At 71.5% G+C, this 21323-nt stretch carries 19 protein-coding genes; 11 read left to right on the forward strand and 8 right to left on the reverse strand.

The features are described 5' to 3' along the window. The first annotated feature begins 268 nt into the window (after positions 1-268). Both AC07A6_RS36240 and AC07A6_RS36245 read left to right on the forward strand, forming a co-directional pair. Positions 269-1162 (forward strand): TIGR01777 family oxidoreductase, encoded by an 894-nt coding sequence (locus AC07A6_RS36240; RefSeq protein ID WP_478779961.1) that lies wholly within the window; start codon positions 269-271, stop codon positions 1160-1162. Positions 1163-1324: 162 nt separating this feature from the next. Continuing rightward, a complete protein-coding gene (locus AC07A6_RS36245) occupies positions 1325-2599 on the forward strand; it encodes an FAD-dependent oxidoreductase (protein ID WP_478779962.1) in 1275 nt (424 codons plus the stop codon). Positions 2600-2646: 47 nt separating this feature from the next. Here the strand turns inward: AC07A6_RS36245 and AC07A6_RS36250 are convergent, their stop codons facing one another. Beyond that, the gene (locus tag AC07A6_RS36250) at positions 2647-4086 is read right to left on the reverse strand and encodes an NsdA family TPR-like regulatory protein (RefSeq protein ID WP_386275472.1); all 1440 of its coding nucleotides are present in this window, start codon (positions 4084-4086) and stop codon (positions 2647-2649) included. A 173-nt stretch (positions 4087-4259) separates the two neighbouring features. Here AC07A6_RS36250 and AC07A6_RS36255 point away from each other — a divergent pair, with 173 nt between their 5' ends. The 5 genes from AC07A6_RS36255 (at position 4260) to AC07A6_RS36275 (ending at position 7686) form a co-directional block, all read left to right on the forward strand. After that, positions 4260-4583 (forward strand): hypothetical protein, encoded by a 324-nt coding sequence (locus AC07A6_RS36255; protein WP_362470282.1) that lies wholly within the window; start codon positions 4260-4262, stop codon positions 4581-4583. A gap of 78 nt (positions 4584-4661) precedes the next feature. Further along, positions 4662-5474, forward strand: coding sequence for a lipoyl(octanoyl) transferase LipB (gene lipB, locus AC07A6_RS36260; protein ID WP_362470285.1), 813 nt, complete (start codon positions 4662-4664; stop codon positions 5472-5474). 114 nt (positions 5475-5588) lie between these two features. Next, complete coding sequence (gene lipA / locus AC07A6_RS36265; RefSeq protein ID WP_007263733.1) at positions 5589-6536, forward strand: lipoyl synthase; 948 nt, start codon at positions 5589-5591, stop codon at positions 6534-6536. A 243-nt stretch (positions 6537-6779) separates the two neighbouring features. Further along, the gene (locus tag AC07A6_RS36270; protein WP_362470288.1) at positions 6780-6977 is read left to right on the forward strand and encodes an SCO2195 family GlnR-regulated protein; all 198 of its coding nucleotides are present in this window, start codon (positions 6780-6782) and stop codon (positions 6975-6977) included. Positions 6978-6987: 10 nt separating this feature from the next. Then, entirely contained in the window at positions 6988-7686 is a 699-nt protein-coding gene (locus tag AC07A6_RS36275; protein ID WP_362470290.1) for a DUF4191 domain-containing protein, read from the forward strand. 147 nt (positions 7687-7833) lie between these two features. Here the strand turns inward: AC07A6_RS36275 and AC07A6_RS36280 are convergent, their stop codons facing one another. After that, on the reverse strand, positions 7834-8301 hold the full coding sequence (locus AC07A6_RS36280) for an RDD family protein (protein WP_478779963.1): 468 nt from the start codon (positions 8299-8301) through the stop codon (positions 7834-7836). A 184-nt stretch (positions 8302-8485) separates the two neighbouring features. Between AC07A6_RS36280 and glnA the strand changes: the two genes are divergently transcribed. Then, a complete protein-coding gene (gene glnA, locus AC07A6_RS36285) occupies positions 8486-9895 on the forward strand; it encodes a type I glutamate--ammonia ligase (RefSeq protein ID WP_362470295.1) in 1410 nt (469 codons plus the stop codon). Positions 9896-10048: 153 nt separating this feature from the next. Then, the gene (locus tag AC07A6_RS36290; RefSeq protein ID WP_362470298.1) at positions 10049-10321 is read left to right on the forward strand and encodes a hypothetical protein; all 273 of its coding nucleotides are present in this window, start codon (positions 10049-10051) and stop codon (positions 10319-10321) included. A 30-nt stretch (positions 10322-10351) separates the two neighbouring features. Here AC07A6_RS36290 and AC07A6_RS36295 read toward each other — a convergent pair whose 3' ends face one another. Beyond that, positions 10352-11005 carry a TetR/AcrR family transcriptional regulator gene (locus tag AC07A6_RS36295; RefSeq protein WP_386275299.1) on the reverse strand — a complete coding sequence of 218 codons (654 nt, stop codon included), beginning with the start codon at positions 11003-11005 and terminating at the stop codon, positions 10352-10354. Between the two features lie 85 nt (positions 11006-11090). Between AC07A6_RS36295 and AC07A6_RS36300 the strand changes: the two genes are divergently transcribed. Next, the gene (locus AC07A6_RS36300; protein WP_478779964.1) at positions 11091-11861 is read left to right on the forward strand and encodes an SDR family NAD(P)-dependent oxidoreductase; all 771 of its coding nucleotides are present in this window, start codon (positions 11091-11093) and stop codon (positions 11859-11861) included. Here the strand turns inward: AC07A6_RS36300 and AC07A6_RS36305 are convergent. Further along, complete coding sequence (locus AC07A6_RS36305) at positions 11858-12376, reverse strand: DUF4240 domain-containing protein (RefSeq protein ID WP_362470307.1); 519 nt, start codon at positions 12374-12376, stop codon at positions 11858-11860. The genes AC07A6_RS36300 and AC07A6_RS36305 overlap by 4 nt on opposite strands. Positions 12377-12537: 161 nt before the next feature. On the opposite strand from AC07A6_RS36305, the gene AC07A6_RS36310 reads away from it, so the two are divergent. Beyond that, positions 12538-14010 carry a serine/threonine-protein kinase gene (locus AC07A6_RS36310; protein WP_478779965.1) on the forward strand — a complete coding sequence of 491 codons (1473 nt, stop codon included), beginning with the start codon at positions 12538-12540 and terminating at the stop codon, positions 14008-14010. A 52-nt stretch (positions 14011-14062) separates the two neighbouring features. Here the strand turns inward: AC07A6_RS36310 and aceE are convergent, their stop codons facing one another. From aceE to lpdA, 4 genes are all read right to left on the reverse strand, one after another. Further along, a complete protein-coding gene (gene aceE, locus AC07A6_RS36315) occupies positions 14063-16744 on the reverse strand; it encodes a pyruvate dehydrogenase (acetyl-transferring), homodimeric type (RefSeq protein WP_362470310.1) in 2682 nt (893 codons plus the stop codon). 279 nt (positions 16745-17023) lie between these two features. After that, entirely contained in the window at positions 17024-17650 is a 627-nt protein-coding gene (locus AC07A6_RS36320; protein WP_042803220.1) for a GntR family transcriptional regulator, read from the reverse strand. Between the two features lie 211 nt (positions 17651-17861). After that, on the reverse strand, positions 17862-19634 hold the full coding sequence (gene sucB, locus AC07A6_RS36325) for a 2-oxoglutarate dehydrogenase, E2 component, dihydrolipoamide succinyltransferase (RefSeq protein WP_478779966.1): 1773 nt from the start codon (positions 19632-19634) through the stop codon (positions 17862-17864). A 53-nt stretch (positions 19635-19687) separates the two neighbouring features. Beyond that, on the reverse strand, positions 19688-21076 hold the full coding sequence (lpdA, locus tag AC07A6_RS36330; RefSeq protein WP_478779967.1) for a dihydrolipoyl dehydrogenase: 1389 nt from the start codon (positions 21074-21076) through the stop codon (positions 19688-19690). Positions 21077-21323 lie beyond the last annotated feature (247 nt).

Raw genomic sequence — 21323 nt, forward strand, 5'->3', positions numbered from 1 at the left:
AACGCCGGCGGGGCTATCTATAGCCCCGCCGGCGTTTGAGGCGAACGGGGTCAGGGGCGGAGCCCCTGGGAACGGTGGAAGGGCGGGTAGGGGACCCAGCCCCCGCGCAGCGGCCCACCCACCCGCAGGCGACCCACCGGCACCGGACACGCGAACCTGCCCCGCCCCGGGCCCGACGGCCGGAGGCCGGCGCAGCGGCGCGAAGCCGGGGAGGCGCCCCGGCGCCGAGCCGCGCGAGCGGCGTGTCCAAAAGGGGAACACTGGCTCCATGCGCATCGCCATCACCGGAGCCTCCGGACTCATCGGCCGGGCCCTCGTCCGCTCCCTCCACGCCGACGGCCACGACACCGTCCGCTTCGTGCGGCGCGACCCCGCCCGGGAGGGGGAGGCGCGGTGGGATCCGCGGAGCGGGTACGTGGACCCCGACGGGCTGCGGGGGTGTGACGCCGTCGTGCACCTGGCCGGGGCCGGGGTCGGGGACCACCGGTGGACGGAGGCCTACAAGAGGGAGATCCGCGACAGCCGGGTGCTGGGGACCGGGGCCCTCGCCCGGGCCGTGGCGGCGCTGGACGACCCGCCGGGCGTGTTCGTGTGCGGGTCGGCGGTCGGGTACTACGGGGACACGGGCGAGCGGGCCGTCGACGAGTCCGCCCCCGCCGGAAGCGGGTTCCTGCCCTCCGTCTGCGTCGAGTGGGAGGCCGCCGCAGCCCCCGCCCGCGAGGCCGGGATCCGGACCGTGTTCGCCCGCACCGGGCTGGTGGTCGCCGCCGGGGGCGGGGCCTGGGGGCGGATGTTCCCCCTCTTCAGGGCCGGCCTCGGCGGGCGGCTCGGCAGCGGCCGCCAGTACTGGTCGTTCATCTCCCTGCACGACGAGGTCGCCGCCCTGCGGTTCCTGATGGAGACGCCCGCCCTCGAGGGGCCCTTCAACCTCACCGCCCCGCAGCCCCTGACCAACCGCGAGGTCACCGCCGCCATGGGACGCGTCCTGCACCGCCCGACGCCGTTCGCGGTCCCCGCCCCCGCGCTGCGCCTCGTCCTCGGGGAACTCTCGCAGGACGTGCTGGGCAGTCAGCGGGCGCGCCCCGCCCGGCTGTTGGAGTCCGGCTTCACGTTCACGTACCCCGGCATCGAGGAGTCGATCAGGGCGGCCATCAAAAAGTAAAGGCGGGAGCAGGGGCGCGATCGTGTGCGACCGTTCGTGACCCGTGTGCGACCGTCGTGCGACCGGAGTTGTGCGCAATCCCCGGCCGGACTCGGGTTCTCCTGGAGCCCGTTGGGGGAAGGAGGATCCCCACACAGCCGCGCCGACCTCGGGGAGGGGCACGTGCTCAGCAGCTCACACCATGCCGCACATCACGCGGACGTCGTCATCGTAGGAGCCGGAGTCTCAGGACTCGCGGCCGCGCACCACCTGATCGCGGCAGGGGTCACCGTCAGCGTCCTGGAGACCGCCGACGACCCCGGCGGCCGCATGGCCACCGAAACGGCCGACGGGTTCCGGCTCGACCGGGTCGGCCAGCTCCTCAACACCGCCTACACCGAACCCGCCCGCACCCCGGGCCTCACGGGGCTGGTCCTGCGCCCCTTCGCCCCCGGAGTCCTGGTGCACGGCGCCGACGGCAGGCAGCAGCGGGCCGGGGCCCTGACCCCCGCCCGCGCACTCGCCAGCGGCTCCCTCGACCAGGCCCGCTTCAGCGCCGCGCTCGGCCGGCTCGCGGCACTGCCCCTGGACCGCGTCCTCGCCCGGCCCGAACGCACCGCCCTCGCCGCCCTCGGCTCCCGCGGCCTGCCCCCGCGCACCGTGACCGGCGTCCTGCGCCCCCTGCTCTCCACCCTGCTCCGCGACCCGGAGCTGACCACCTCCAGCCGCGTCGCCGACCTCGCGCTGCGCACCTTCGCCAGAGGCCGCCTCGCCGTACCCGAAGGAGGAGCCGCCACCCTGCCCGGCCTGCTCGCCGCGGCCCTGCCGCCCGGCACGATCCGCACCGGCATCCGGGTGCGGTCGGTGGCGACCAACCTCGTCACCACCGAGGAACACGGCGACTTCGGCTGTCGCGCCGTCCTGCTCGCCACCGGCGCCCGGGCCGCCGCCGAACTCCTCCCGGGGCTGCGCGTGCCGGCCTTCCACGAGGTCACCGTCATCCACCACGCCACCCCCGAACCCCTGCCCTGGGACGGCTCCCTGCTCCTGGACGCAGACCCCAAGTGGCCGCTCGCCCACACCACCGTGATGAGCGCGATCGACCCCACCCGGGCCCCCGCCGGCCGCAGCCTCATCACCACCACCGTGCACGGCCCGCCGCCGCCCGCCCGGACGGTCGCCTCCCGGCTGGCCCGGCTGTACGACACCCCGACGCGGGACTGGGAGCTGCTGGCCGTCCACCACACCCCGGAGGCCGTCCCGGCGATGCCCCCGCCCCACGACAGGCAGCGGCCCGTGCGCGTCCTGGCCGGGCTCTACGTCTGCGGCGACCACCGCGACTCCAACACCGTCCAGGGCGCCCTGCACTCCGCCCGCCGCGCCGCGACCGCCCTGCTGCGCGACTTCGGCATCCCGCTGCCCGCCCGCCCGGAACCCGCCCTCCCGGCGGCCGCCTGAGAACCACCGGCCACGGGCCCGGTCCCCGCGGGGGCCGGGCCCACCGGTCAGCTCAGCGCCGACACCCGGTCCCGGTACGTCCGCACCGCCGCCGCGTCCCGGTACGGCTCCAGCCGCCGCTCGAAGTCCCGTACGTACTCCACCGCGCGCACCGACCGCATCTCCATCGCCTGCTGCGCCGCCTCCGCCCCCAGCGCGCACGCCTGGTCCAGCTCGCCCAGCCCCAGCCGCGCCGTCGCCAGCACCACCCGGCAGAACAGCCGCGAGCGCGCGAACCCGGGCGCCCGCAGCTGGAGCGAGCGCTCCGCGTGCTGCGCCGAGGCCCGGTACTGCTGGAGGTCCCGGTGGCAGTGCCCGAACTCGTCCGCCAGCTGCCCCTCGTCGAACAGCCGCGCCCAGTGCGGTACGTCGTCCCCCGGCCGGGCCGCGCCCAGCGCCCGCTCCGCCCGCACCAGCGAGGCCGTCGCGGCCCGCACCTCGCCCAGCACCGCGTGCCCCCGCGCCTCCGAGGCGTGCAGCAGCGACTGCACCACCGGCGGCGGGCCCGAGCCCACGCCCTGCTGGGCGACCCGGGCCAGCTGCACCGCCTCCCGGCCGTGCCCCAGGTAGACCGCCTGACGGCTCATGGTGATCAGCACGTACGACCCGTACGGCCGGTCCCCGGCGGCCTGCGCGAGGCGCAGCGCCTGGACGAAGTACCGCTGGGCCAGCCCGTGCGCGGCGATGTCGTACGAGGTCCAGCCCGCGAGCCGGGTCAGGTCGGCGGCCGCGGCGAACAGCCGGCGCCCGGTGGTCTCCCCGTAGGTGCCGCGCAGCATCGGCTCGGCCTCGTGCTCCAGGTAGCGCACCAGGGCCTGCCGGGCGTGGCCGCCGCCGTAGGTGTGGTCCAGGGTCCGGAACAGCTCGCTCACCGAGCGCAGCGCCGCGATGTCCCCGCTGGTCACCCGCTGTCCGGGCCCCCGGTCGATCTGCCGCTGGCGGGGCACCGAGGTGCGGCCCTGGGCGGGGACCCGGTGCGCGGCGGGGTCGGCGCCGCGGCCGACGCGTTCGTCGGCCCGCCCGATGAGCCAGTCCCGGCTGGGCACCACCAGCCCGGCCGGGGTGAAGGCGATCTTGCGGAGCTCGGCGTGCGAGCCGGAGTCCTTGCGCCACAGCCCGCTCGCGATGTCCACGGCCTCCTCGGGGGTGGCCGCGAACTCCAGCCCGGCGTAGACGGGAGCGCACGCGTCCAGGCCCAGATCCTGTGCCGACAGCCGCCGCCCGAGGCGCCGCGTGAAGACCTCCGCGATCAGCGCCGGGGTGGTGCCGCGGGGCTGCTGGCCACGTAGCCAGCGGGTCACGGAGGTTTTGTCGTACCGCAGGTCCAGACCGTGTTCCAGACCGAGCTGGTCGACACGGCGGGCGAGCCCGGCGTTGGAGAACCCGGCTTCCGCGATCAGTGCCGCGAGCTGCCGGTTGGGGACACGCTGGGCAGGTCGTTCGGTCATCGGCTCCACGGTTTCCGTACGTGACGGACCGGGGTCCCGGCCCTGTGAACGGCGTGAATGTAGCGGCCAACTCCCCTCACACCGCCCTCTCTGCCCCACATTCATCCGATCGTGTGCAGAATGGGTAGGGCTCTTTACGGACCGACCCACCCGGTCCGCGTACTCTGCGCCACATGACCCGCCGTCCCCACGGGGCGTACCTCCCCGACCCGTCCGCGGAATCCACCGCCCCGCTGCCCGCCCCCGAGATCACCGAGGCGGAGTGCCGCCGCTGCGGCACCCTCATCGCGGGACTGGACGGGCGCTACGCGTGCGGGGTGTGCGGCTGGGTCAACGACCACTCCGAGGGCCACCGCAGGCTGCCCAGGGCCGACGAGGACCCGGACCGGCCGGCCGCGGGCCGCAGGCGCCCCCGCCGGCTGCCGGCCGCCCCGCCCCCGGAGGCCGGACCGGAGGCCGCGCGGGGGGCGGAACCGGAGCCCGCCCCGGGGGCCTGAAGGGCCGCGCACGGGTCGCCGTACTCTTGACCGGAGTGCGATAGGTGCACACAGCAGGTTCAACGAGGAGGCGCTGCGGTGACTGAGCTTCGGTTTGTCCATCTGGGCTTCGGGCCGGAATCCGTCGAGTACACCGAGGCCTGGGAAGAGCAGCGCCGGGTGCACGCGGCCCGCTTCGCGGACGAGATCGACGACACCTGCCTGATGGTGGAGCACGAGCCGGTCTACACCGCCGGCCGCCGCACCGACCCCAGCGAGCGCCCCCTGGACGGCACCCCGGTCATCGACGTGGACCGCGGCGGCAAGATCACCTGGCACGGCCCGGGCCAGCTGGTCGGCTACCCGATCATGAAGCTGCCCCGCCCGGTCGACGTGGTCGCCCACGTCCGCCGGCTGGAGGAGGCCCTCATCCGCACCGCCGCCGAGTTCGGCCTGGAAACCACCCGGGTCGAGGGCCGCTCCGGGGTCTGGGTCCTCGGCGACCCCGTGGAGCAGCGCCCGCAGATAGGCGGCCTCTCCCTGGACTTCAGCGTGCCCGCACCGGACCCGCGCACCGGCGACGACGAGTTCGACGCCCGCCTCCACGGCCCCGAGTACGCCCCGTCCAACGCCGGCCAGCGCCGCGAGGACCGCAAGCTCGCCGCCATCGGCATCCGCGTCGCCAAGGGCGTCACGATGCACGGCTTCTCCCTGAACGTGAACCCGGACAGCACCTGGTTCGACCGGATCATCCCCTGCGGGATCCGGGACGCCGGTGTGACCTCGCTCTCGTACGAACTGGGCCGCGAGGTCACCATCGCCGAGGTGCTGCCGGTCGTCGAACGGCACCTGAAGGACGTGCTGGAGCACGCCGAGCTGCGGCCCCGGGAGATCGAGGCCGCGGGGGCCTGACCGGCCCGGGGGAATGCCTCCGGGCGGCCCCCGGTTGGCGGACGTAAGAGCGTACGAATTTACGGGCGTACCCTGGTGGGCGCCGAAGAATCGAAGTCACACAGGGAGCCGGTCGTGTCCGCAGTCGCACCCGACGGACGCAAGATGCTGCGCCTGGAGGTCCGTAACAGCCAGACCCCCATCGAGCGCAAGCCCGAGTGGATCAAGACCCGGGCGAAGATGGGCCCCGAGTACACCAAGATGCAGGCCCTGGTGAAGGGCGAAGGACTGCACACGGTGTGCCAGGAAGCCGGCTGTCCGAACATCTACGAATGCTGGGAGGACCGCGAGGCCACCTTCCTCATCGGCGGCGACCAGTGCACCCGGCGCTGTGACTTCTGCCAGATCGACACGGGCAAGCCCGAGGCCCTGGACCGGGACGAGCCGCGCCGCGTCGGCGAGTCCGTGGTCACCATGGACCTGAACTACGCCACCATCACCGGCGTCGCCCGCGACGACCTGGCGGACGGCGGCGCGTGGCTGTACGCGGAGACCGTGCGCCAGATCCACCAGCAGACGGCCGGCCGCGAGGGCGGCCACACCAAGGTGGAGCTGCTGGCCCCCGACTTCAACGCGGTCCCGGAGCTGCTGGAGGAGGTCTTCGCCTCCCGCCCCGAGGTCTTCGCGCACAACGTCGAGACCGTGCCGCGCATCTTCAAGCGGATCCGCCCCGGCTTCCGCTACGAGCGCTCCCTCGACGTGATCCGGCAGGCCCGCGCCTACGGCCTCGTCACCAAGTCCAACCTGATCCTGGGCATGGGCGAGGAGCGCGAGGAGGTCTCGGAGGCGCTGAAGGAGCTCCACGAGGCCGGCTGTGAGCTCATCACCATCACCCAGTACCTGCGGCCCTCGCCGCGGCACCACCCCGTGGAGCGCTGGGTGAAGCCGGCCGAGTTCGTGGAGCTGGCGAAGGAGGCCGAGGAGATCGGCTTCTCCGGTGTGATGTCCGGCCCGCTGGTCCGGTCCTCGTACCGCGCGGGCCGCCTGTACAACCAGGCGATGGAGAAGCGCGCCGCCGTCTGATCCGGCGGCTGCATGACCGTGCGTGAGTGTGAACTCACGCACAATACCTACCAATCGGTAACACCGCATCGACGCGGCCCCTAGGCTCTTTTCGTGTGAGGAGCCCGGCGGGCCGCGTCTGTGTTTGCAACGTGTCAATCACATTTGACCGACCGGTCACGCCCTGGTAACACCAGTCAGTGACGCTGGATCCACGCACCGCACACGCCGACGGTCCGAGCAGCGAGAGTAGGGGTCGACATCATGCAGGCCGCGCCAGTCCGCGCCATCGCCATCCCGTCCTTCAGTGAGGCCTTCCGCGGCCTGGAATCGCTGCTCATGAGCGGTGCCCGGCGCAACGCCTGGGCCGCCGTCCTGGAGGACCGCCGCCGGGCGAAGGACCGCGTGGAAACCGAGCACGTACTCGAGGCCGCGGCTACCCGGACCCCGCAGGACACGTAAACTTCGCCTTATGGCGAGGAAGTCAAACGCAGAGACTGCTGCGAACCCCGGGCGACTGAAGCAGATCGCCCTGACGTACAAGATGACGCGCAAGGCCGACCCGAAGGTCGGTCTGATCGTCGCGGGCGTGGGAATCGTCACCTTCGGTGTCTTCCTTGCGATCGGCTTCCTGATCGGCCACCCGGTCTACCTGGGCATCCTGGGCCTCCTGGTGGCGTTCCTCGCGATGGCGATCGTCTTCGGGCGGCGGGCCGAGCGGGCTGCCTTCGGGCAGATGGAGGGGCAGCCGGGCGCTGCCGCGGCCGTACTGGACAACGTGGGACGGGGCTGGACCACCACCCCGGCCGTCGCGATGAACCGGAACCAGGACATCGTCCACCGGGCCGTCGGCAAGGCGGGCGTCGTCCTGATCGCGGAGGGCAACCCGAACCGGGTCAAGGCCCTGCTCGCGGCCGAGAAGAAGAAGATGGCCCGGATCATGCCCGACATCCCGGTCCACGACTTCATCGTGGGCACCGGCGAGGGCGAGGTGCCCCTCAAGAAGGTCCGCACGACGCTGCTGAAGCTGCCGCGCGTCCTGTCCGGCGAGCAGATCACCATGACCAACGACAAGCTCCGCGCCATGGGTGACCTCATGAGCAACATGCCGGTCCCGAAGGGCCCGATGCCCAAGGGCATGCGCATGCCGCGCGGCGGAAAGATGCGCTGACGCACTCCTCGTACACACACAGGGGCGCCCCCGAAGCCGGATGGCTCGGGGGCGCCCCTGTGTGTATACGACCTGTGTATACGACCGGTGCTTTCCGGTCACCGCCACCGCACGCGCACACCTCTACGCGCAGGTGCTGGTGTACTGCTAGATCCGGACCTGGACGGCGCCCGCGAGGCGGTCGTGCAGTCCGCGCCCGTCGCGGTCCCAGATCAGCGCCGGGACGACCAGGGCCAGCAGCAGGGTCCGCAGCACCACGCGGGGGATGCTCAGGCGGCCGCCGCCCTGCCCGATCACCCGGAGGCCGAGCATCCGCTTGCCAGGGGTGAATCCCACGGTGCCCACGGTCAGCAGGGTCAGGGAGAGGAAGAGCGCGAGCGTCCAGTACCCGGCGGCATCCAGGTCGTCGTGGGCGATGAGCCCGTACGCGATCAGCTGGCAGCCGATCCAGTCGATGAGGACGGCACCGAGCCGGCGTCCGAAGCGGGCCGCGGAGCCGGGTCCCGACTGGGGCAGGCCGAGCCGCTGGCCCGGATAGCCGAAGTCGACGCCCATCTCCTCGGCGGCCGCGCGCGGGCCGGAGAGCCAGGAACCGATTGCTTGCCTGTTGTCCACTCCACCACGGTACCGGTGCTCCTCCACGGGGCCTGGACCGGACCCTGGTTAACTTGTGCGAAACAAATGGGTCATGCTTGGGAAATCCCGTCTGCTTATGGTCGGTCAGCGTGCGGCACCGCACTGACGCACCACGAGCTATAAAGCCCGTCCCTGCCCCGGGACCGGGAGTAGGAGGAGTTGGATGTTCAAGAACGCCGACGAAGTGAAGCAGTACATCGAGGAGAACGACGTCAAGTTCGTCGACGTCCGCTTCTGCGACCTGCCTGGTGTGATGCAGCACTTCACCATCCCGGCGCGAGCGTTCGACCCGGCGGAGGAGCTCGCCTTCGACGGTTCCTCGATCCGCGGCTTCCAGGCGATCCACGAGTCCGACATGGCGCTGCGTGCCGACATCACCACCGCGCGCCTGGACCCGTTCCGCAAGGACAAGACGCTCAACATCAACTTCTTCATCCACGACCCGATCACGGGTGAGGCCTACAGCCGCGACCCGCGCAACATCGCCAAGAAGGCCGAGGCCTACCTCGCCTCCACCGGCATCGCCGACACCGCGTTCTTCGGCCCCGAGGCCGAGTTCTACGTGTTCGACAGCGTGCGCTTCGCGACCTCCGCGAACGAGGGCTTCTACCACATCGACTCCGAGGCCGGCGCCTGGAACACCGGCTCCGAGGAGAACAACCGCGGCTACAAGGTCCGCTACAAGGGCGGTTACTTCCCGGTCGCCCCGGTCGACCACTTCGCCGACCTGCGCGCCGAGATCTCCCTCGAGCTGGACGCCCAGGGCCTCCAGGTCGAGCGCCAGCACCACGAGGTCGGCACCGGTGGCCAGGCCGAGATCAACTACAAGTTCAACACGCTGCTCGCCGCGGCCGACGACCTGATGCTCTTCAAGTACATCGTGAAGAACGTCGCCTGGCGCAACGGCAAGACCGCGACCTTCATGCCGAAGCCGATCTTCGGTGACAACGGCTCGGGCATGCACGTCCACCAGTCCCTGTGGGCCGGCGGCGAGCCGCTGTTCTACGACGAGGCCGGCTACGCGGGCCTGTCGGACACCGCCCGCTACTACATCGGCGGCATCCTCAAGCACGCCCCGTCGCTGCTCGCCTTCACCAACCCGACGGTGAACTCGTACCACCGCCTGGTGCCGGGCTTCGAGGCGCCGGTCAACATGGTGTACTCGCAGCGCAACCGCTCCGCCGCCATGCGCATCCCGATCACGGGCTCGAACCCGAAGGCCAAGCGCGTCGAGTTCCGCGCGCCGGACCCGTCCTCGAACCCGTACCTCGCCTTCGCGGCGCTGCTCCTCGCGGGCCTCGACGGCATCAAGAACAAGATCGAGCCGATGGAGCCGATCGACAAGGACCTCTACGAGCTCTCGCCCGACGAGCACGCGAGCGTCCCGCAGGTCCCGACCAGCCTGGAGGACGTCCTCAAGGCCCTGGAGGAGGACCACGAGTACCTCCTGGCCGGCGGTGTCTTCACCCCCGACCTGATCGAGACCTGGATCGACTACAAGCGCACGCACGAGATCGCCCCGATCGCGCAGCGCCCGCACCCGCACGAGTTCGAGCTCTACTTCGACCTGTAAGAAGCCCAGGTCAGCGTAGGCAGGGAAGGCCCCCGCCGCTCTCTTTCGGAGAGTGGCGGGGGCCTTCTGCTTTTGACAGCCCGCCCGACCGGAGTAACGGTGGATAAGACCTAAAAGCCCGATAAGCGATATTTGCATCGGAGGTGCATGAAGATGCGCCGTAGGATCGTCGGAGCCGTTGTCGCCGGGGCCGCCGGACTCACCCTGGGTCTGCTGCCGGCCGCGAACGCCTCCGCCCACGACGGTGGCCGGGACTCGCGCTCGGACTACCGCCACTCCAACCACTGGGACGACGACGACTGCGGTGGGAACGGCCGCTGGAGCGACCACGACCACGGCTGGAACGACGACGACTGGGGCCGTTGGGACAACGCCGGCTGGCACGGCCACGGCGACTGGTACGACGACTGGGGCGGCTGGCGCTGACACCCTCCCCCTTCCGGTGCCCCTGTTCCCTCAGCGGAGCAGGGGCATCGCGCCGGTCAGCTCGCGCAGGGCGCGGACCGCGAGGTCCGCGGGGGAGCCGGGGCCCGAGACCGGGGCGTCGCCGGCGGACCAGAGCTCCAGCGAGACGCGGATCGCGTCCGTGGCGGCCGCCGCGAGCAGGCGCACCGACATCGGGTCCGCCTCCGGGCCGGCCAGCCGGGCCACCACCGGGACCAGGCGCTCCTCGGAGTCCTGGTTCACCCGGTACCAGACCGCCCGCAGCGCCTCGTCGGAGGCGGCCGCGCGCAGCAGGCCGCGGGTGACCTCCAGCCCCTCCTCCACGGCCTGCGAGTCGCTCAGCGAGCGCGTCACCGCCCGCTCCAGCGCCTCCGCCAGGGGGGTTCCCGGGCGCTCCTCGGCGAGCAGCGCCCGCCAGGCGTCGCCGCCGCCCGCCAGCAGCGGGGCCACGGCCTCCTGCTTGTTGCGGAAATAGCGGTAGAACGTGCGCAGCGCGACCCCCGCCCGGTGGGCGATGTCCTCGGCGGTGGTGCCGTCGGGGCCGTTCGCGGCGAAGAGCTCGCACGCGGCGCGGGCGATGTCGAGCTGGGTGGCGGCCTTGCGGCGCTCGGTCAGCGACTGGGTTCCGGGGCCGCTCTGAGGGGAGTACGGGCGGGGAGATCTCACGGGTGAAGACTACGCCAGGACTAGCTGAAGAATGCATTTCATGCCAGTCTGGCAAAACGTGTCACGTCCTCGGTAGGCTCGCCCCATGAACCGTTACGAAGGACGTCGCGTCCTCATCACCGGCGGCGGCTCGGGCATCGGCCAGGCCACCGTCCACCGCATTCTCTCCGAGGGCGGCCGCGTCCACGCCGTCGACGTGAACGAGGCCGGACTGAAGGCCACCGCCGAGCAGGCTGCCGCAGAGGGCCACGCCGGCCGGCTCACCACGGCCGTCCTGGACATATCCGACGAGGCCGCCGTCAAGACCGGCGTCGCCTCCGCCGTCGACGCCCTCACCGGCATCGACGTACTGGTCAACGCGGCGGGCATCCTGCGCTCCGCGCACACCCACCAGACCACGCTCGACCTGTGGAACCAGGTGATCTCGGTCAACCTGACCGGCACCTTCCTGATGATCCGCGAGTCGCTCCCCGCCCTGCTGGCCGGCGAGCAGCCCGTCGTCGTCAACTTCAGCTCCACCTCGGCGAGCTTCGCCCACCCCTACATGTCCGCCTACGCGGCCAGCAAGGGCGGCATCCAGTCCATGACCCACGCACTGGCCGCCGAATACAGCAAGCAGGGCCTGCGCTTCGTCTCCGTCGCCCCCGGCTCCATCGAGAGCGGCATGACCACCGGCACCGGCCCCGGCCTGCCCGAGGACACCGACTGGAGCCTGTTCACCAAGCTCGCCCCCGCCCTCGGCCAGGGCTTCGCCGGCCCGCAGACCGTCGCCGGCGTCGTCGCGATGCTCGGCTCCGAGGACGGCGCCTTCATCACCGGCACCGAGATCCGCATCGACGGCGGTACGCACTACTAAGAGCGGAACCGTTCCCAGAGCCGGGGGAAGCGCTCCGCCAGCACGGCTTCGCTCTCGAAGTCCAGCGGGGTGCCCTCCGGCTCCTCCGCCTGCAACGGGATGCCCAGGTCCGGCGCCACCACCCCGGTCAGCTGCTCGTACGCCTCGTCGGCCGCGTACCCCAGCTCCTCGCCGTCCCCGTCGATCTCCTCGTCGAAATCACCCAGCAGCTCCGCCAGCCGGTCCGGATCGTGCACCCCGCCCTCGAAGACCTCCCGGCCCTGCCCGATCAGCCAGCACCGGAAGTAGTCGAACGCGTCGTCACTCGCCCCGTCGAGCAGCACCCACGCCGCGCCCCACAGGTCCCAGGTGTACGCCCGGTTGTACCGGGACTCGAAGTGCCGCGCGAAGTCCAGCACGGAGTCGGGATCGAGCTGCGCCAGCCGCTCCACGAGCAGCTCGGCATGCTCCTCGGGGTCGCCCTCGGCGGCCTCGCGGGTACGGTCGACGATCTCCCAGAACTCCGTCTCGTCCATCACGGGATCCAGCATCACGGCTCCACCCCCGCGTCGCCACCGCTCGTACGGCCAAAGGCCGGTGTCCCCGTCCCCCGGCCGGGCGCATAATCGACGGGGGAGCGGCACGCGCAGCGGGAGGGTGCCCCATGCAGGGGTGGCGTCTGGACGACCGTTACGAAATGCACACCTGGCTCGGCGAAGGGGGCTCGGGCGAGGTGTGGGAGGCCACGGACACGCACATGGAGCGCTCCGTCGCCGTGAAGCTGGTGCGGATCAGAGCTTCCCTCGGCCAGGGCGAGGCCGAAGCGCGCTTCCTCCGGGAGATCCGCGCCGCCGCCGGCCTCAACCACGTCCACGTGGTGACGGTCCACGACTGCGGTGAAGCGGTCACTCCCGGCGCGAGGCTGCTCTACCTGGTCATGGAACGGGTCGACGGGAAGAACCTGGCCGAGGTCTTCGGGACCGGGGAACCCCTGCCCTGGTACGACGTGGTGCACTGGGGACACCAGATCGCGCAGGCCCTCGCATCGGCCCATTCCAAGGGCATCGTCCATCGCGACGTCAAGCCCGCCAACGTGCTGCTCACCGGCACCGGCGTCGTCAAACTCGCCGACTTCGGGGTGGCGAAGCTGCTCGACGACCTGGTGCAGGGCAACTGGACGTTACCCGGCAATCCCGTCGGCACCCCCGCGTACATGTCGCCCGAACAAGCCGGGGGAAACGGCAGGCTGGACCACCGGTCCGACCTCTACAGCCTCGGCTGCCTGCTCTACGAGGGGTTGAGCGGGCAGCCCCCGTTCCGGGGAGTCGGCGATGCCGTCAAGCGCCGCCACATACAAGAGCCGCCCCGTCCGCTGGCCGACGCGGCCCCCGGCGTACCACCGGCCGTCGCCGCAGTCGTCATGCGGCTGTTGGCCAAGGACCCCGCCCGGCGCGTACCGGACGCGGCGACGCTGGCGTACGCGCTGAGCCGGGCCCTGGAGGCGCAACGCGAGGAGAGGGCCGAGGCCGCGGCCGTCCTCGAAGAAGCCCGCAAGGACAGCACCCTGCTCATGGCCCGGGCGGAGGCCTCGGCACGGGCCATGAAGGAAGAGGCCGACCGGTACGCCGACGCGGTGCGGGCCGGAGCCACCCCCGCCGCACTGGAGGCCCGGCGGGCAGCCGACCGGTACGCGGAGCACCGGCGGCGAGAAGCCGACGAACAGGCGGCCGCCCGTCTGGCCGAGGCCGAGAACGAGGCCGCGGAGATCTTGAAGGCCGCGCGTGCGGAGCGCCTCCGCCTGCTGCTCGAAGCCCGGCTCAGGGACCCGGGGCGGGGCCCGTCGTGGCGTCCCGCGCCGACTCGGGCCGCCGGGCCGGACGGCGGTGCGCCCCCTGACCGGCCGGCGCCGGGAAGGGAAAGGCGGGTGCAACGGGCCGACGCCCCGCTCGGGCACGCCGCCGCCCCGCCGCAGCGCCCGGCGCTGATGCTCCCTCCCGGTCCGGTGCGGCGGTGCCTCGAAGCCCGTGTACCCGGACCGGCCCTTCCGCCCGGACGGCCCCCGGGCATCTCGCCCCTGGGGCCCTGGCCGCACGCGCGCGGCACCATCGTGTCGCCCGAGGTCCTGGCGGGGCTGCGGGCACTCATGGGCTTCGCCCCGGAAACGCCGTGAGGCGGCCGGTCCCCGGGGGGACGGGCCGCCTCACGCTCGGACGGGGCCGGGGCTACAGGCCGTAGCGCTCCCGGGCCTCCTTGACGGCGGACGCCGGTACCTCGCCGCGGCGGGCGAGCTGGGCCAGCGAGGCCACCACGATCGACTGGGCGTCGACACCGAAGTGGCGGCGGGCGCCCTCACGGGTGTCGGACAGACCGAAGCCGTCCGTACCCAGCGAGGTGTAGTCCTGCGGGACCCACTGGCTGATCTGGTCCGGGACCTGGCGCATCCAGTCGGAGACCGCCAGGACCGGGCCCGGGGCGCCCTCCAGCACGCGGGTCACGTACGGGGTGCGCTCCTCGCCGCGCAGCAGCGCCTCGTCGCACTCCAGCGCGTCGCGGCGCAGCTCGCCCCACGAGGTGGCGGACCAGACGTCGGCGGCCACGTTCCAGTCGGCGGCCAGCAGCTGCTGCGCCTCCAGGACCCAGTGGATCGCCGTGCCCGAGGCCATGAGCTGGATCTTCGGGGCGTCGGCGGCCGGGGCGGACTCCAGCGAGGAGGCCTCGTTGAAGCGGTACAGGCCCTTGAGGATGCCTTCCTCGACGCCCTCGGGCATCGCGGGCTGCACCTTCGGCTCGTTGTAGACCGTCAGGTAGTAGAAGACGTCCTCGGGCTGCTCGCCGTACATCCGGCGCAGACCGTCCTTGACGATCACCGCGATCTCGTACGCGAAGGCCGGGTCGTAGTTGAGCGACGCCGGGTTCGTGGACGCGATCAGGTGCGAGTGGCCGTCGGCGTGCTGGAGGCCCTCACCGGTCAGCGTGGTGCGGCCGGCCGTGGCGCCGACGATGAAGCCCTTGCCGAGCTGGTCGGCGAGCTGCCACATCTGGTCGGCGGTGCGCTGCCAGCCGAACATCGAGTAGAAGATGTAGAACGGGATCATCGGCTCGCCGTGCGTCGCGTACGACGTGCAGGCGGCGATGAAGTCGGCCATGGCGCCGGCCTCGGTGATCCCCTCGTTGAGGATCTGGCCGTCCTTGGCCTCCTTGTAGTACATCAGCTGGTCGCGGTCGACCGGCTCGTACGTCTGGCCCAGCGGCGAGTAGATGCCGGCCGACGGGAAGAGGGACTCCATACCGAAGGTACGGGCCTCGTCGGGGACGATCGGCACCCAGCGCTTGCCGGTCTCCTTGTCCCGCATCAGGTCCTTGACGAGGCGGACGAAGGCCATGGTGGTGGCCATCTCCTGCTTGCCGGAACCCTTGATGAGCGGGGCGAAGGAGCGGTCGGCCGGAGCCGGCAGGGCCACCTGGTGGACCTTGCGGGCCGGGGCGGGGCCGCCGAGGGCCGCGCGGCGCTCGTTCAGGTACTGCACCTCGGGGCTGTTGGCGCCCGGGTGGCCGTACGGGACCTTGCCGTCGGCGAAGGCGCTGTCCGGGATCGGGAGGCCAAGGAGGTCGCGCATGTCCTTGAACTCGTCGATCGTCAGCTTCTTCATCTGGTGGTTCGCGTTCTTCGACTCGAACCCGGAGCCCAGCGTGTAGCCCTTGACGGTCTGCGCGAGGATGACCGTCGGAGCACCCTTGTGCTCCAGGGCGGCCTTGTACGCGGCGTACACCTTGCGGGGCTCGTGGCCGCCGCGGGAGGTGTGGAAGCACTCGGCGATCTTCGCGTCGGAGAGCAGGGCGCCGAGGGCGACGAGCTCGGCGTTGGCGCCGAAGAAGTGCTGGCGGATGTAGGCCACGTCGCGGGTCGCGTACGTCTGGAACTGCGCGTCCGGTACCTCGCGCAGGCGGCGTACCAGGGCGCCCGTGGTGTCGAGCTGGAACAGCTCGTCCCAGGCGGTGCCCCACAGGGTCTTGATGACGTTCCAGCCGGCGCCGCGGAACTGGGCCTCCAGCTCCTGGACCACGCGGAAGTTCGCGCGGACCGGGCCGTCGAGGCGCTGCAGGTTGCAGTTGATGACGAACGTCAGGTTGTCGAGCTGCTCGCGGGAGGCCAGGGCCAGGGCGGCGGTCGACTCGGGCTCGTCCATCTCGCCGTCGCCGAGGAAGGCCCAGACGTGCGAGTTGGAGGTGTCCTTGATCCTGCGGTTCTCCAGGTAGCGGTTGAAGCGCGCCTGGTAGATCGCGGAGAGCGGGCCGAGGCCCATGGAGACCGTGGGGAACTCCCACAGCCACGGCAGGCGCCGCGGGTGCGGGTAGGACGGCAGGCCGTTGCCGCCGGACTCCTGGCGGAAGTTGTCGAGCTGCTGCTCGGAGATGCGCCCGTCGAGGAAGGCGCGGGCGTAGATGCCGGGGGAGGCGTGGCCCTGGATGTAGAGCTGGTCGCCGGATCCGTCGGCCTCCTTCCCGCGGAAGAAGTGCTGGAAGCCGGTCTCGTACAGCCACGCGGCGGAGGCGAAGGTGGCGATGTGGCCGCCGACGCCGTACTTGGAGCCGCGGGTCACCATGGCGGCCGCGTTCCAGCGGTTCCAGGCGGTGATCTTGGCTTCCATCTCCTCGTCACCGGGGAAGGCCGGCTCGGCGGAGGTGGGGATGGTGTTGACGTAGTCCGTCTCCAGCAGCTTCGGCAGGGCGAGGCCGGCGGCCTCGGCGTGCTGGAGGGTGCGGCGGAGCAGGTATTCGGCGCGGCGCGTACCGGCGGCCTTGGCGACGGCGTCGAGAGAGGCCGCCCATTCGGCGGTCTCTTCGGTGTCGCGGTCCGGGAGCTGGTCGAGCTCGCTCGGAAGCTTTCCTACGGGGTCGGACATCGGTGTGCGCCGCCTTCCGGACAAAGGAGAGGAGGTGGTGAAGAAAACCCTGACGGGCAGGACAGGGTCGGTGGACCCGGTTGGGGCCCGCAGTGACTGTAAATCCCTGATCGATGATCGATCAAATAAAAGTGACGAATAATCGACGGTGGGACGAAAGTCGGCACCCGGTGCCATGTACGCAGGCACCCGGTGCCGGTTTCATCAGTACATGCCACCGGAGCTGGGATCCACTGGAGGATCGCTAAAATCCCCAGGTCAGATGGGGTACGGAAGCGGTCAGGCGCTGCGCGGGGCGCAGCCGAGCACATGCCGCTTCACCAGGACACCGATATCGGGGTCCTGACTGCGGAACGCCGCGACGAGGGCTTCGTGCTCCTCGGCGTAGGACTTCTGGACGGTTCCCAGCCACCGGATGGACAGGGCCGTGAAGACCTCGATGCCCAGGCTCTCCCAGGTGTGCAGCAGCACGCTGTTCCCGGCCGCCCGCACCATCTCCCGGTGGAAGCCCACCGTGTGCCGCACCTGCGCCGTGCCGTCCTGGACCCGGTCGGCCTCCCACAGGGCCTCCACGTGCGGTTCCAGGGCCGAGCAGTCGGCCGCCAGCTTCGGGGCGGCCAGCTCGGCCGCGATCTGCTCCAGACCGGCCCGGACCGGGTAGATCTCCTCCAGGTCGGCCGCCGAGAGGTTCCGTACGCGGACGCCCTTGTTCGGCGCGGACTCGATCAGCCGCAGCGTCTCCAGCTCGCGCAGCGCCTCGCGCACGGGCGTCTGGCTGACCTCCAGCTCCACGGCGATCCGGCGCTCGACGATCCGCTCGCCGGGCTTCCAGCGGCCGCTGACGATCCCCTCCACGATGTGCTCGCGGATCTGCTCGCGCAGCGAGTGCACGACGGGTGGGGTGATCATCGGGGTTCAACTCCTGTGTGTGCGGACACGCGGGGCCTGATGCGTAGACAATACGGCCGTCGTGGCCTGCTCCGATGCGTTCGTGGTCAGGGACGCAGGGTGAGGCTCGTTACAACGGCGGCGCAGCGGCGGCACAACGACGGCGCCCCCGCCCGGACGAATCCGGACGGGGGCGCCGCAAGCGACAGCCGGGGCTGTGCGCAGGGCCTTACAGGCCGAGCTCGACCTCGAACTCGCCGGCCTCGAGGATCGCCTTGACGGCGGTGAGGTACCGGGCCGCGTCCGCGCCGTCCACCAGGCGGTGGTCGTAGGACAGGGTCAGGTACGTCATGTCGCGGACGCCGATGACGGTGCCCTCCTCGGTCTCGATGACCACGGGGCGCTTGACCGTGGCACCGATGCCCAGGATCGCGACCTGGTTCGGCGGAACGATCACCGTGTCGAACAGCGCACCGCGCGAGCCGGTGTTGCTGATGGTGAAGGTCGCGCCGGACAGCTCGTCCGGGGTGATCTTGTTGCCGCGGACCTTGCCGGCCAGGTCGGCGGTCGCCTTGGAGATGCCCGCCAGGTTGAGGTCACCGGCACCCTTGATGACCGGGGTCATCAGGCCCTTCTCGGAGTCCACGGCGATGCCGATGTTCTCCGAGTCGAAGTAGGTGATGGTGCCCTCGTCCTCGTTGATCCGGGCGTTGACGACCGCGTGGGCCTTCAGCGCCTGGGCAGCGGCCTTGACGAAGAACGGCATCGGGGACAGCTTGACGCCCTCGCGGGCGAGGAAGCCGGCCTTGGCCTTCTCGCGCAGCTTCATGATCTTGGTGATGTCCACCTCGACCACGGAGCTGAGCTGCGCCTGCGAGTGCAGGGCCTTCATCATGTTGTCGCCGATGACCTTGCGCATGCGGGTCATCTTGACCGTCTGACCGCGCAGCTCGGACACCGCGGCCGGAGCCTTGGCGGCCGGGGCGGCAGCGGCGGCGGCCGGAGCCGGGGCAGCGGCGGCGGCCTTGGCGGCCTCGGCGGCGGCCAGGACGTCCTGCTTGCGGATGCGGCCACCGACACCGGTGCCCGTGACCGTCGACAGGTTGACGCCGGACTCCGAGGCGAGCTTGCGCACCAGCGGGGTCACGTACGCGCCCTCGTCGCCGGAGACGGCGGCGGGGGCGGCCGGGGCGACCGGAGCCGGGGCGGCGGCGGCCGGGGCGGCCACGACCGGAGCCGGGGCGGCCACGGGGGCGGCCGGGGCGACCGGAGCCGGGGCGGCGGCGGCCGGGGCGGCCACGACCGGAGCCGGGGCGGCGGCCGGAGCGGCCGGGGCGGCCGGAGCCGGAGCGGCAGCTGCCGGGGCGGCGGCCGGAGCCGCGCCCGCGACACCGATGACGGCGAGACGGGCGCCGACCTCGGCGGTCTCGTCCTCGGCGACCAGGATCTCCAGCAGGGTGCCGGAGACCGGCGCGGGGATCTCGGTGTCGACCTTGTCCGTGGAGACCTCGAGCAGCGGCTCGTCGGCCTCGACGGACTCGCCGACCTCCTTCAGCCAGCGGGTGACGGTGCCCTCGGTGACCGACTCGCCCAGCGCGGGCAGCACGACGTCGGTGCCGGAGGCGGCGCCCGCCGGAGCGGCGGCCGGAGCCGGGGTCTCGGCCGGTGCGGGGGCGGCCGGGGCCTCGGCGACGGGGGCCGGAGCGGCCGGGGCCGCGGGGGCCTCGGCGGCGGCCGGGGCGGCAGCGGCGGCCGGGGCGCCGGAGCCGTCGTCGATGACGGCCAGCTCGGCGCCGACCTCGACGGTCTCGTCCTCGGCGACCTTGATGGAGGCCAGGATGCCGGAGACGGGGGAGGGGATCTCGGTGTCGACCTTGTCGGTCGAGACCTCGAGCAGCGGCTCGTCGGCCTCGACGCGCTCGCCCTCGGCCTTGAGCCAACGGGTGACAGTGCCCTCGGTGACGCTCTCGCCGAGCGCCGGAAGGGTTACGGAAACCGACATGGTTTCAGTTGCTCCTAACGAAAGTGCGGAAGTGGTCGTCGCGCCCGTGACGATTAGTCGTGTGCGTGCAGCGGCTTGCCGGCCAGGGCCAGGTGGGCCTCGCCGAGGGCCTCGTTCTGGGTCGGGTGCGCGTGGATGAGCTGCGCGACCTCGGCCGGCAGGGCCTCCCAGTTGTAGATCAGCTGGGCTTCGCCGACCTGCTCGCCCATCCGGTCACCGACCATGTGGACGCCGACCACGGCACCGTCCTTGACCTGGACGAGCTTGATCTCGCCCGCGGTCTTCAGGATCTTGCTCTTGCCGTTGCCCGCCAGGTTGTACTTCAGGGCGACGACCTTGTCCGCGCCGTAGATCTCCTTGGCCTTGGCCTCGGTGATGCCGACCGAGGCGACCTCGGGGTGGCAGTACGTGACGCGCGGGACACCGTCGTAGTCGATCGGCACGGCCTTCAGGCAGGCCAGGCGCTCCGCGACGAGGATGCCCTCGGCGAAGCCGACGTGCGCGAGCTGCAGGGTGGGGACGAGGTCGCCCACGGCCGAGATGGTCGGCACGTTGGTCTGCATGTACTCGTCGACCAGGACGTAGCCGCGGTCCATCGCGACGCCCTGCTCCTCGTAGCCCAGGCCCTGGGAGACCGGGCCGCGGCCGATGGCGACCAGCAGCACCTCGGCCTCGAAGGTCTTGCCGTCGGCCAGCGTGACCTTGACACCGGTCTCGGTGTACTCGGCCGACTGGAAGAAGGTGCCCAGGTTGAACTTGATGCCGCGCTTGCGGAACGCGCGCTCCAGGATCTTGGAGCTGTTCTCGTCCTCGACCGGGACGAGGTGCTTGAGGCCCTCGATGACGGTGACGTCGGTGCCGAAGGACTTCCACGCCGAGGCGAACTCGACGCCGATGACGCCGCCGCCCAGGATGATCGCGGACTGGGGCACGCGGTCCAGGACCAGCGCGTGGTCCGAGGAGATGATCCGGTTGCCGTCGATGGTCAGGCCCGGCAGCGACTTCGGCACGGAGCCGGTCGCCAGCAGGACGTGGCGGCCCTGGATGCGCTGGCCGTTGACGTCGACGGAGGTCGGGGAGGACAGGCGGCCCTCACCCTCGATGTAGGTCACCTTGCGGGAGGCGACCAGGCCCTGCAGGCCCTTGTACAGGCCCGAGATGACCTCGTCCTTGTACTTGTGCACACCGGCGATGTCAACGCCCTCGAAAGAGGCCTTGATACCGAACTGTCCGGCCTCGCGTGCCTGGTCGGCGATCTCACCGGCGTGCAGCAGAGCCTTCGTGGGGATGCAGCCGTTGTGCAGGCAGGTGCCGCCGAGCTTGTTCTTCTCGATCAGCGCAACGTCGAGACCCAGCTGGGATGCGCGGAGAGCCGCGGCGTAACCGCCACTGCCACCGCCGAGGATCACTAGGTCGAAAACGGTGCTGGCGTCGTTCGCCACGTCACGTCCTCCATGCATGTGCGCCGGGCACCGGTCCTCTGTGACCGGGCGGCGGCTGGTAATCGGCCGCTTGTTTCTTCGGCCCTGTGGTGGGGGCCCTGTCCTGCCGAGAACCCATCTTCGCATTTGTCGGGGGAACGCGGGACGCCGGGCCCCGGGTGTGGACCGTCGTTCCGCCCGAGATCAGGGTTACCCGTGCGTAGAAACCTACTGATCCTCGACGTTTCTTCCAGAGCGAACGCGCCCC

This window comes from Streptomyces sp. NPDC044002, assembly GCF_056434525.1.

Coding starts and splice junctions, on each gene's coding strand:
- AC07A6_RS36300 (WP_478779964.1), top strand. CDS start 11,091: ATGAACCGTTACGAAGGACGTCGCGTCCTCATCACCGGCGGCGGCTCG.
- AC07A6_RS36310 (WP_478779965.1), top strand. CDS start 12,538: ATGCACACCTGGCTCGGCGAAGGGGGCTCGGGCGAGGTGTGGGAGGCC.
- sucB (WP_478779966.1), bottom strand. CDS start 19,634: ATGTCGGTTTCCGTAACCCTTCCGGCGCTCGGCGAGAGCGTCACCGAG.
- AC07A6_RS36275 (WP_362470290.1), top strand. CDS start 6,988: ATGGCGAGGAAGTCAAACGCAGAGACTGCTGCGAACCCCGGGCGACTG.
- aceE (WP_362470310.1), bottom strand. CDS start 16,744: ATGTCCGACCCCGTAGGAAAGCTTCCGAGCGAGCTCGACCAGCTCCCG.
- AC07A6_RS36290 (WP_362470298.1), top strand. CDS start 10,049: ATGCGCCGTAGGATCGTCGGAGCCGTTGTCGCCGGGGCCGCCGGACTC.
- AC07A6_RS36250 (WP_386275472.1), bottom strand. CDS start 4,086: ATGACCGAACGACCTGCCCAGCGTGTCCCCAACCGGCAGCTCGCGGCA.
- glnA (WP_362470295.1), top strand. CDS start 8,486: ATGTTCAAGAACGCCGACGAAGTGAAGCAGTACATCGAGGAGAACGAC.
- AC07A6_RS36305 (WP_362470307.1), bottom strand. CDS start 12,376: ATGGACGAGACGGAGTTCTGGGAGATCGTCGACCGTACCCGCGAGGCC.
- AC07A6_RS36270 (WP_362470288.1), top strand. CDS start 6,780: ATGCAGGCCGCGCCAGTCCGCGCCATCGCCATCCCGTCCTTCAGTGAG.
- AC07A6_RS36255 (WP_362470282.1), top strand. CDS start 4,260: ATGACCCGCCGTCCCCACGGGGCGTACCTCCCCGACCCGTCCGCGGAA.
- AC07A6_RS36240 (WP_478779961.1), top strand. CDS start 269: ATGCGCATCGCCATCACCGGAGCCTCCGGACTCATCGGCCGGGCCCTC.